This is a genomic window from Streptomyces sp. NPDC053076, assembly GCF_044546845.1.
Classification (GTDB): domain Bacteria; phylum Actinomycetota; class Actinomycetes; order Streptomycetales; family Streptomycetaceae; genus Streptomyces.
In genome coordinates, this window is record NZ_JBITZL010000001.1 from 1,238,214 (window position 1) to 1,248,578 (window position 10,365).

A 10,365-nucleotide genomic window follows, 5' to 3' on the forward strand; every position below is an offset into this window, starting at 1 on the left:
CGGTGGGCGTGCGCACCGTACCGGTGCGGGACTTGGGGACCGGCCGTTTCGCGGGAGCCGCCCGTCTGCGGCCACGGGTTTCCTGGGCGTTCCCGGTGGGGGCGGTCACGGGAGCAGCCAATCGACGGGATGCTGGTCGGCGAGGCGGACGGAACCGCTGGCGAGGGTCATGGAATCGAGCCGGAACGGCGGCCCGCCGGCGCTGGACCACCGGTAACCGCTCTTGGTGGACGACTTGTCGAGTTCCACCAGCACGGCCACCGGGCGGCCCTTGCGTGTGAACTGTTCGCCGAGCTGGCTGTCGCCCAGGAACGCGGCGATCGACTGGGCGGACTGCGCGGTGCGGTCCACCGACTTCACCTCGCCGCGCAGGACGCCGTACCGCTCCGTCGGCACGGAGGACACGGTCAGGTCGACCGAGGCGTGCGCCGGGATGGCGGCGGCGTTCTCGGCGGGCACGTACACGGTCGCGTACAGCGGGTCGGAGGCATGGGCGACCTTCTCCACCGCGGCGACCGTGGTGCCGGTCTGGATGATCTGCCCGATGTCGGCGGCGAGCGTGGTCACCCGGCCCGCGGCGACGGACCGGACCGTGAAGTCACCTTTGGCCGTACGGACCTTGAGGACCGGCGCGTTCGCGGGCAGCCGTTCGCCCTGCCGGGCCAGGACGGTTGTCACCTGCCCTGCCACGGGGCTCTGCAGCAGGTAACTGCCCTGGCCGTGGGTGAGGATGGCCGGCGCGCCGACCGTGGAGGCGACCGAGCCGGTCACCGCCCACACCGAGGCGGCGGCCATGACGACGACGGTGACGCCGAGCGCGAGCCAGCCCTGCGGGCGGGCGAGACGCACCGGAAGGTCCAGCTCCTCCGGGGACTGGAGCTTGGCGAGGGCCTGTTGGCGGAACTGCACGGAACTTCCCTCACCTGTGGGAGAGACGCAAGTGTTTCAAAGGGACATGTGTGTCGGATGCGCGTGTTGTCGAGGCGCATGAGCAGCGGCTGCCCAGGTGTTTCAGGGCATCCGAGAGTCCCGGAGCCGAGGGACGGCTCCGGGACTGTCGGTGACACCGAGGTGCGATCAGAGACCGGCGACCAGGTTGGTGACCGGCTGGGTGTGCAGGCCGGTGACACCCTCGACCGTGCCGACGACCGTGTTGACCAGGCCGGAAACCGGGGCGACGCCGTTGACGGCACCGGTCACGGTGTTCAGGGCGTTCACGGACAGGCCGCCGGCGACGTTGTCCAGCTCGGCGTCCGAGATCTCGACGGTCTCAACCTGGGGGGTGGAGTTCATGATGGAACTTCCCTTCGTATGGGTATTTCACAAGGGGGAGAGCGGCCCCCTCTGGGGACAGACGGACGGCCGCCGCCGCGGGCGCCGGGCTTCCGTCTCCGGAAGGCCCGCCTGACCCCTGCGGTGCGATGGATCAAAGCACGCACGCAGGGCGCGCTTCCAATCAATCAGGGCTCTCACCTGGGCACTTTGCTCGCGAGCTGGTTCATCCGTGCAGGCATGCGCACGCCTTGTCGGCGACTCCTTCACATGCCGCACCGCATCGTCGCGTCGGGTGGCTTGTCCGCCGGACCGCGAATCCGGCACTCCTCGCCAATGGCCCGTCAGGGGGCGTGCGGATGTGCAGATCCCCGGGTGCCGGTGACGTCACTGGGTAGTGGATGTGCAGATTCCCTGAAGGTGGGATTCCGTTTCGTGTTCGGAGCTGACCGTTACCGATCGATAGCTGTGCGTGTCAGCCCAGGATGGCGTAGACCGTGCTCGCCCGGGCGGCGAGCGCACCCGAGGCGGCGTCGCTCAACGTGACATCCGCGAAGGCCATGCGCCGGCCCAGCTTCGTCAGGACCGCTTCGATCAGGACATCCGCACCGGTCACCGCCCGCTGGAACGAGGTCGACTGCTGAACCGTCGTCATCGGCACGAACCCGCCCCGGGCGGCCGAGACCGCGATCACCGTCGCCGTGTCGGCCGCCGCCATCAGCGCCTGCCCCGACAACCCGCCGCCCTCCCGGGCCAGCCGGTCCGACCACGGCAGACGCAGCACGGCCCGGTCCTCGCCCACCGCCTCCACGGTGAGCTGGAGTTGGAGCACCCAGGGGGCGAAGTTGGCGGAGAGGATCTTGTCGGCTTCGGCGGGGCTCATCGTCATATGGGGGATTGTTCCCGGCCGCCCGTCGCGACACGCGGAGCCTGGCCGATTCGCCTTGCCCGTACCGCCGTTGGGAAACGGAATTGAACACACCACGCGGCCGGTGCGTACCTACGGCCATCCAGGCGCCCCGGTACCCACCCCGATACGAACTGCCCATGAGCGGCAGACCCCCGTCCCCAGGAGGTCGAGAAGGTTGAGTCACAAGCGAATGCCCAAGCGCAAGGCCGCGATAGCGGTGGGCGGTGTCGCGGCGCTCGGAGCGGCGGCCCTCCTGCTGCCCAACGCCAACGCCTCCCAGGACCAGGACAAGGCGACCGCGGGCGGCACGGCGGACGCCAGGACCCTGAAGGCCGCCGACGCCTCGGGCCTCGCCGCCCAGTTGCAGAAGATGCTCGGTGAAGCCTTCGCCGGCTCCTACTACGACAGCGGCAAGCAGCAGCTCGTCGTCAACGTGGTCAGCGGCGACAGCAACGTCATCGTCCAGGCGAAGAAGGCGGGCGCGGTCGTCCGCCAGGTCGAGAACAGCACCGCCGAACTCGAATCCGCCGCCCGGGCACTGAAGACCAGGGCGACCATCCCCGGCACCTCCTGGGCCGTCGACCCGCGCACCGACAAGGTCCTCGTCACCGCCGACTCCACCGTCACCGGCGCCAAGTGGGACCGGCTCCAGTCCACCGTGCGGAGCCTCGGCTCCGGCATGGCCACCCTGAAGAAGTCCTCCGGCACCTTCAAGACGTTCGTCTCGGGCGGTGACGCCATCTTCTCCCAGGTGCAGGGCGGCAACGTCCGCTGCTCCCTCGGCTTCAACGTCACCGCCTCCGACGGCAGTCCCGCCTTCCTGACGGCCGGTCACTGCGGGGTCGCCGCCAAGGACTGGTCCGACTCCCAGACCGGCCAGCCCATCGCCACCGTCGACCAGGCCACCTTCCCCGGCCAGGGTGACTTCTCCCTCGTCAAGTACAACGACGCGGGCACCCAGGCGCCCAGCGAGGTCAACGTCGGCAACGGCCGGACCGTGCAGATCAACCAGGCCGCGGAGGCCACCGTAGGCGCGACCGTGTTCCGCATGGGGTCCACCACCGGGCTGCACGACGGCCAGGTCACCGGCCTGGACGCCACCGTCAACTTCCAGAGCGAGACCGACCCGAACGGCGTCGACACCGTCACCGGCCTCATCCAGACGAACGTCTGCGCCGAACCGGGCGACAGCGGCGGCTCCCTGTTCACCCAGGACGGCAGCGCCCTCGGCCTGACCTCCGGCGGCAGCGGCGACTGCACCAGCGGTGGCGAGACCTTCTTCCAGCCGGTCACCACCGCCCTGCAGGCCACCGGCGCGACCCTCGGCGCCGGCGGCAACGGCGCCGGCGACCAGTCCGGCGCGGGTGATCAGGCGGGTGCGGGTGATCAGGCGGGTGCCGGTGACCAGGCAGGCGCGGGTGATCAGTCCGGCGCGGGTGACCAGTCGGGTGCCGGTGACCAGGCAGGTGCGGGTGACCAGTCCGGCGCGGGTGACCAGGCGGGTGCCGGCGACCAGGCGGGCGCGGGTGATCAGGCAGGCGCCGGCGGCGACCAGATCGGCGGCGGCGCCGACCCGTCCGACCCGGCCGGCTCAGCCGGCGACCAGTCCGGCAGCGGCACGGCGGACGACGGGTCGTCGTCCCTCAGCGGGACCCATTGAGCCGTCCCGCCCTGGGATCCGCTGAGCCGTCCCTGCACCGGGATCCGTTGAGCCGTCCCGCACCGGCGCGCGTCGAGCCGTCCCCTGTCCGGCGTGCGTCGAGCCGTCCCTCAACGGCATCCATCGAGCCGTCCCTGCACGGCGACCGTTGAGCGGACCGGCACCCCTTGCTCCCCGCCGGCCCTCCCCCTCGGTCCGGCCGGAGGGGAGTGGTCCGGTCCTCCCGCGGGAGGACCGGACCACAGTCGTCTGAGGGTCAGCCGTCGGCGCGGGCCCGCAGCAGCAGCACCGCCACGTCGTCCACCCGCTGCCGCGCCGCCGCGCTGTGTCGGACCACCTCGTCCGCCAGCCTCTCCAACGGCTGGTCACCGATGTCCGTGAGCAGCTCGCCCAGGCCGACCAACGCGTCCTCGATGTCTACGCCGGGGGACTCCACCAGGCCGTCGGTGTACAGCGCGAGCAGCGAGCCGGGAGCGAGGGACACCTCGGTCGTCGGGTACACGGCCGCGGCGTCGATCCCGAGGAGCGGGCCCCCGGCCAGATCCAGCACCCGCACCCGCCCGTCCGGCCGGCGCAACAGCGGCGGCGGATGACCCGCCCGCGCCATCACGGCCCGTCCATGTGCCGGATCCAGCCGAAGATACAGACAACTGGCGAACAGATCGGCACCGAGATCGATCAGCAGCCGGTTGGTGCTGCTCATCACCTCGTGCGGCGCCTGTCCCACCGTGGTGTAGGCCCGGACCCCGGTACGGATCTGTCCCATCAGGCCCGCCGCCGTGACGTTGTGTCCCTGGACGTCGCCGATCACCGCCGCGGCCAGGGGCCGGGTCGGCACCAGATCGTAGAAGTCGCCGCCGATCTCCATGCCGTGCGTGGCCGGCAGATAACGGGCCGCCGCCTCGATTCCGGCCAGCGGCGCCAGCGAGTGCGGCAACAGCGCCTGTTGCAGGCCGTGCGCCAGGCGGTGCTTGGTGTCGTACAGCATGGCCCGCTCCAGGGCCTGCGCGATCAGACCGCCGAGCGAGGTCAGCACCGCCCGCTCGTCGGCGGGGAAGACATGCGGCTCGGCGTAGGCCAGCACACAGGTGCCCACCGGGCGGCCGGACGCGATCAGCGGCAGATAGGCCCAGGCCGCGAAGCCGTCCGGGGTCTCGTGCCGGTTCGGGTACAGCCGTTCCAGCTCCTTTCGGGAGTCGAAGAACGCGGGCACGCCGGTGTTCAGCGCCTGGGTGCCCGGTGTGCGTTCCGACAGCGGGAGCCCGTCGAACCGCTCCACGACGTGCGGGGCCGGGTATCCCCGGTGCCCCAGCACGTGCAGCCGGCCGCCCTGCGAGCCGAGGACCGCCAGCGCCTGACTGCCGACGGCCGGGGCCACCTCGTTCCAGACCAGCTGCACCACGTCCTCCACCCCCACCGCCTCGGTCAGCGCGCCCGCCAGGCTCAGCACCTGGGAGATCGTCACCAGCCGGGACGGCCCCGGTCCCGTCCGGGGAGCCTCCTGCGCCATCTCCGCCACCGCCCGGGCCCGGCTGATGCGCACGCTCAGTCCGCTCGTGCTCGGGTACAGCCGGAACGACAGCCAGTCGCCGGGCGGGTGCAGCGCCACGAACGAGGCCACCTGCTGGCTGAGCAGCGCCGCCCGGTAACGGTCCTCGTACACCGGGTCGTTCAGCCATGGCACCGACGCCCAGAGCAGCACGCCCAGCAGTTCCCTGGCCGGTCTGCCGAGCAGCTCGGCGGCGGCCGTGTTGACGAAGGTGATCCGGCCGTGCAGATCCAGTGACACCAGTCCGTACGGCAGCCGGGACACCATCCGCGCCGCCTCGACGGAGCCCAGTGTGTCCGCCACCCCGGAGACCGGCGTCGCCAGCACGTCGTCCTCCAGGGCGCGCCGCCGCCTCTCCTGCCCCGACCGCTCCAGCCGCAGCGCGAGCCGCGCGCAGGCCGCCCACAGATGGTCCCGCTCGCCGTCGGACAGCTCCGGCGGATGCGCGCCGGGCCAGGTCACGAACACCGCGCCGTACACCTGTCGCTCCGTCGCCACGGGCACCGCGGCCATCGCGAACGGGTACGGCAGCACCACCGCGATCCGCGGATAGCGGCGGGCCATCTCCTCCTCGCCGCCCACCCACACCAGCCGCCGCTCGCGCACCGCGTCCGCCAGCGGCAGCGGCGCGCTGAGCCCGACCCGCTCCCACGGCGCCGCGAACGCGCGGGGCATGCCCGCGTGGACCGCCATCTCCAGGACCGGTTCGTCGGGCCTGAGCAGATAGACCGCGCCGGAGTGCGCGCGCACCTCGTGCATCATCGAGACCAGCGCGAGCGACAGTACCGGCTGGGCGGCCGGTGCCCCGTTGGCCGCCGGTTCCGGCCCCGGTCCGTCCGGCACGCCGACCACCTCCTCGTCCGGCCGTGCGTGGCATCCCGGGCACAAGACTCCCTCGGGGCGGCGCCCCGCGCACGGCGAGCGCTCATGAGGCTCCGTCCCCGCCCCCGCGCGGCGGACGGCTCCGCACGCCCCCGCGTTCCGCGCCGCGCGGCGGATGGCTCCGGACACCCCGGTTCCGCGCCCCGCGCGGCGGACGGCTCCGCACACCCCGTTCCGCCGTCTCCATGCCCGGCACCGGCCGACCGGATGAGCCGGGCCGGGGGCTAGGGCACGCTTGCGCGTGTCGTCCTACGGCTCGGGCACCGGGAGTGCGGGTGAAGCACGGGCGATGTACGGATGCGTCGTGTGCGCCCCCGTCGCGCCAGGATGGCTGATTCCATGCGCACAGGCGTGATCCGTCGTCTCTCTCACCCCGGAACGACCGAGCGTCGAGGCGGTGGTGGGCGAGGTGGTCGCGGGTGTCGCCGGCGGCTCCGCAGGTGCCCACGGCGTGTCGCGTCACCGTTGCCGACGGCGGCCCCGGAGTGTCGCCGACCGGATCATCAGTCCAGATCAGAGGAGGTTCCAGCCAACCGGTCGAACAGCGTGGCGAAGCGCCGGACCGGCGCGGCCGGGGTCCGGCGGAGTTCCGGCCGGTCTTCCGGCGCCATATTTTTTCCCGCGCGCCCGGTTTGCGGGTGAGCCGCCGGGGCACACGCGGCTGCGACGATCCGGCCGCCGCGTCGTGCGCGTGCGGTGCTTGGCGAAGTGGCCGGATGGTGACCCAAGAGCACCTCGGGAGTACTCTCCGTTCAACTTCAGGGGGTTGCTTGCGTGTGACTCACCGTGAAGACTGTGGCCGAGTTCCATCGAAACGAAGGTGGTTCGAGGTACGCATCATGCCAATCATGGGGCGGCACGGACTGGGACTGCGTATTCTCACACCTCGTTTCGGACGGTCGGGGCCGCGGGCCCCGTTGTCCGTTTCACGAGCCGGGAGGGTCCCGCGTGATCGTTGCGCGGGAGGTATCGCCGAGGGGATGGGTTATGTCGGGTTGGCGCGCCAAACGACTGGGCTCGCTGCGGGGCCGGGGCCGGGGCCGGCCGCGCGGTCGCCGCGTCCTGCACCGCACGTGTTGAGGGCCCTCGGCCCGTCCCGACAGCAGACCGGCGCCGTCTGACCGTTTCGCCGCGTACGAGGAAGGTCACGCGGGTCTCTTTCCGTCCGGATGTCCTGGCAGCGGTGGCACAGCCGTGCCCGGGGTGCCCGGCGCCGCGGGCCGAATCCGGTCCGAGACACCCGCTGTGTGCGTGACTCCTCCGTGCCCGCACGCGCTAGCAAGGAGACAAGGTGATCAGCAAGCAACCGACGGGCTCACGGCCCCTCCTGGACGAGTTACCCGACCGCTGGCGGGGTTTACGCGAAGCCGGGCCGGTGCGGTACGACGAGACACAGGGCGTCTGGCAGGTGCTGGACCACGAGACCGTCGCCACCGTGCTCGCCGACCCGGCGACGTACTCCTCGGATCTCTCCGCCCTCGCCCCCACCCAGGCCGACTTCGAGACCTTCACCCAGGGCAACTTCGTCGGCATGGACCCGCCGGAGCACCGCAAACTGCGCACGCTGGTGAGCCAGGCGTTCACCCCGCGGGTCGTGCAGGGGCTCGAACCCCGCATCGAGGCGGTCTGCGCGCGGCTGCTGGACGCCGTCGCCGACCGCGACCGGTTCGACCTGGTCGACACGCTGGCCTATCCGCTGCCGATCATCGTGATCGCCGAACTGCTCGGTATCCCGGCCGAGGAACACCGGCTCTTCCAGGAGTGGGCGAGCGTCCTGTTCGGCGGCGACCAGCTCGGCGAGGCGCCCGACATGGCCGACCTGGAGCGGGCGCTGGAAGCCATCGCCCCCACGGTGCGCGAGATGAACAGCTACATGCTGGAGTACATCCGCGCCCGCCGCGCCGACCCCGGTGACGACCTCACCAGCAGACTCATCGCCGCCGAGGTGGACGGCGTCCGGCTCGCCGACCAGGAGATGGTCGGTTTCGTGGCCCTGCTGCTGGTCGCCGGCCACATCACCACGACCGCGCTGCTGGGCAACGCGGTCGTCACCTTCGACCGCCACCCCGGCACGGACGCCGCGCTGCGCGCCGACCCCGCACGCATACCGGCCGCCGTCGAGGAGGTGCTGCGCTGGCTGCCGCCCTTCCCGGAACTGGGCCGCCGCGTCACCCGGCCCGTCACCCTCGGCGGCCACGACATCCCGGCCGACACCATGCTGATGGCGCATCTGGGCGCCGCCAACCGGGATCCCGGCCGCTTCGCCGCACCGGACGTCTTCGACGTCACCCGCAGTCCCAATCCCCATCTGACCTTCGGGCACGGCATCCACTTCTGCTTCGGCGCACCACTGGCCCGGCTGGAGGCGCGGATCGCCCTGCGGAAACTGCATGAACGATTCCGCATCCTGGCGATCCCGTCCTACGAGGACATCGCCTACCAGAACCCGGCCGTCATCATCGGCGTTCGCCATCTGCCCGTCGAGGTCCGCAGACCGTAGTCCGAGCGCGCACAGCGCCCCCGGCCGGCCCCTACACCGCTCGTCCACGGACCGGACCGGTACACCCGCACATGAGACCCACCCAACGGGAGTCCCCTTCTCATGCCGTACACCATCCCCGCCGCTCCGGCCGCCGCCCCGACGTCTTCCCGGTTACGCCGTGACCTGCAGGACCGGCTCGACGCGCTCGCCCGGACCCACCGGGTACCCGGTGCCCAACTGGCCCTGGACACCGGGACGGACGTCGTCGCCGTGCACACCGGTACGGCCGACGTCGCGACCGGCAGCCCCGTCGCCACGGAAACGGCGGTCCCCCTGGGATCGCTCACCAAGCCCTACACCGCCGCGCTCGTCATGCTGCTGGCCGACGACGGCGACCTCGACCTGGACGAACCCGCCGCCGAGCACCTCCCGGAGCTGAGCGGGACGCCCGTCGTGACGATACGTCAGCTGCTCAGCCACACCGGAGGTCTGCCCACCGGTCCCGACTCGGACACCGCCGCCGCGACCACCGCCGCCCGCTATCTCACGGCCGTCTGCACCGCCCGCGACACGCTGTTCGCGCCGGGCACCGACTTCTCCTACTCCAACGCCGGTTACGTCGCCGCCGGACGGCTGGTCGAGACGGTCACCGGCATGCCGTGGCACGAGGCGGTCCGGGCACTGCTCCTCCAACCCCTCGGCGTGCTGCCCGCATTCATCGGCGACGCCTCGCCCGTCCGCCCCGTGGCCGCCGGACACGCCGTCAACACCGCGACGGGGAGCGCCCGTCCGGCCCGGCAGAACCTGGCGCCGCTGGAGGCACCGGCCGGCGCGCTGCTCGCGAGCGCCCTGGACCTGGTCGCGTTCGGCAACGCGCTGATCGGCCGCTCGGATCTGCTGCCGCCCGCCGTCATCAAGGAGATGCGCCGCCCCGAGACCGCCGCCCGGCCGGGCGCGCTGGCCGACGGCTGGGGCCCCGGACTCGCCCTGTACCAGCGGGACGACCGCGTATGGTGCGGACACGACGGCAACGCCCAGGGCACGTCCTGCCATCTGCGGGCCGACCCGGAAAGCGGGGTGGTGGTCGCCTTCACGGGCAACGCCGGCGGCGCCACCGCGCTCTGGCGTGATCTCACGGCGGAGCTGGCCCGGCTCACCGGTATACGGGTGCCCGTCGGCGCCCTGGCCCCGGACCGGGGCCGTCCCGTCGCCGTGCCCGGCTGCGAGGGCGTCTACCGCAACGGCACCACGACGTACCGCGTCGCGGCCGGTCCGGACGGCGCGCCGACCCTGTCCGTGGACGGTGACCTGGCGCTCGGACTGGTCTGCTACGCCGACCTGTCGTGCGATCTGCTCGATCCGGCCACCGGGCGGCCGGAGCCCGGGGGCCGGTTCCACCGCGATCCGGGCACCGGAGAGATCGACCGGGTGCAGATATCGGGGCGGACGGCGCGCCGCACCGACGACGGCTGACCCGCGGTGCCGACCGGCCCCGCCCCGGGCCTCGGCTCCGGTCCCTGTCCCGGTCCCGGCTCCGGTCGCGGCGCCGGCTTCGGTTCCGGCTCTGGTCCCCGGCGCCGGCTTCGGTTCCGGCTCTGGTCCCGGTCTCG

At 72.3% G+C, this 10,365-nt stretch carries 7 protein-coding genes; 3 read left to right on the forward strand and 4 right to left on the reverse strand.

From position 1 onward, the window contains the following. Window positions 1-105 precede the first annotated feature (105 nt). The 3 genes from ACIGYR_RS05075 to ACIGYR_RS05085 all read right to left on the reverse strand — a co-directional run bounded on the left by ACIGYR_RS05075 (window position 106) and on the right by ACIGYR_RS05085 (window position 2,161). Window positions 106-909 (reverse strand): HlyD family efflux transporter periplasmic adaptor subunit, encoded by an 804-nt coding sequence (locus ACIGYR_RS05075; protein WP_391837642.1) that lies wholly within the window; start codon window positions 907-909, stop codon window positions 106-108. Window positions 910-1,077: 168 nt separating this feature from the next. Continuing rightward, window positions 1,078-1,293, reverse strand: coding sequence for a type A2 lantipeptide (locus ACIGYR_RS05080; RefSeq protein ID WP_399603149.1), 216 nt, complete (start codon window positions 1,291-1,293; stop codon window positions 1,078-1,080). Between the two features lie 454 nt (window positions 1,294-1,747). After that, window positions 1,748-2,161 (reverse strand): PaaI family thioesterase, encoded by a 414-nt coding sequence (locus ACIGYR_RS05085; RefSeq protein WP_399603152.1) that lies wholly within the window; start codon window positions 2,159-2,161, stop codon window positions 1,748-1,750. A gap of 211 nt (window positions 2,162-2,372) precedes the next feature. On the opposite strand from ACIGYR_RS05085, the gene ACIGYR_RS05090 reads away from it, so the two are divergent. Continuing rightward, the gene (locus ACIGYR_RS05090; protein WP_399603257.1) at window positions 2,373-3,842 is read left to right on the forward strand and encodes a S1 family peptidase; all 1,470 of its coding nucleotides are present in this window, start codon (window positions 2,373-2,375) and stop codon (window positions 3,840-3,842) included. A gap of 256 nt (window positions 3,843-4,098) precedes the next feature. On the opposite strand, the gene ACIGYR_RS05095 is transcribed toward ACIGYR_RS05090, so the two are convergent. Beyond that, window positions 4,099-6,243, reverse strand: coding sequence for a SpoIIE family protein phosphatase (locus ACIGYR_RS05095; RefSeq protein ID WP_399603259.1), 2,145 nt, complete (start codon window positions 6,241-6,243; stop codon window positions 4,099-4,101). Window positions 6,244-7,564: 1,321 nt separating this feature from the next. Between ACIGYR_RS05095 and ACIGYR_RS05100 the strand changes: the two genes are divergently transcribed. Continuing rightward, window positions 7,565-8,773 carry a cytochrome P450 gene (locus ACIGYR_RS05100; RefSeq protein WP_399603155.1) on the forward strand — a complete coding sequence of 403 codons (1,209 nt, stop codon included), beginning with the start codon at window positions 7,565-7,567 and terminating at the stop codon, window positions 8,771-8,773. A gap of 102 nt (window positions 8,774-8,875) precedes the next feature. Further along, window positions 8,876-10,228, forward strand: coding sequence for a serine hydrolase domain-containing protein (locus ACIGYR_RS05105; RefSeq protein ID WP_399603158.1), 1,353 nt, complete (start codon window positions 8,876-8,878; stop codon window positions 10,226-10,228). Window positions 10,229-10,365 lie beyond the last annotated feature (137 nt).

Coding starts and splice junctions, on each gene's coding strand:
- ACIGYR_RS05080 (WP_399603149.1), bottom strand. CDS start 1,293: ATGAACTCCACCCCCCAGGTTGAGACCGTCGAGATCTCGGACGCCGAG.
- ACIGYR_RS05085 (WP_399603152.1), bottom strand. CDS start 2,161: ATGACGATGAGCCCCGCCGAAGCCGACAAGATCCTCTCCGCCAACTTC.
- ACIGYR_RS05090 (WP_399603257.1), top strand. CDS start 2,373: ATGCCCAAGCGCAAGGCCGCGATAGCGGTGGGCGGTGTCGCGGCGCTC.
- ACIGYR_RS05105 (WP_399603158.1), top strand. CDS start 8,876: ATGCCGTACACCATCCCCGCCGCTCCGGCCGCCGCCCCGACGTCTTCC.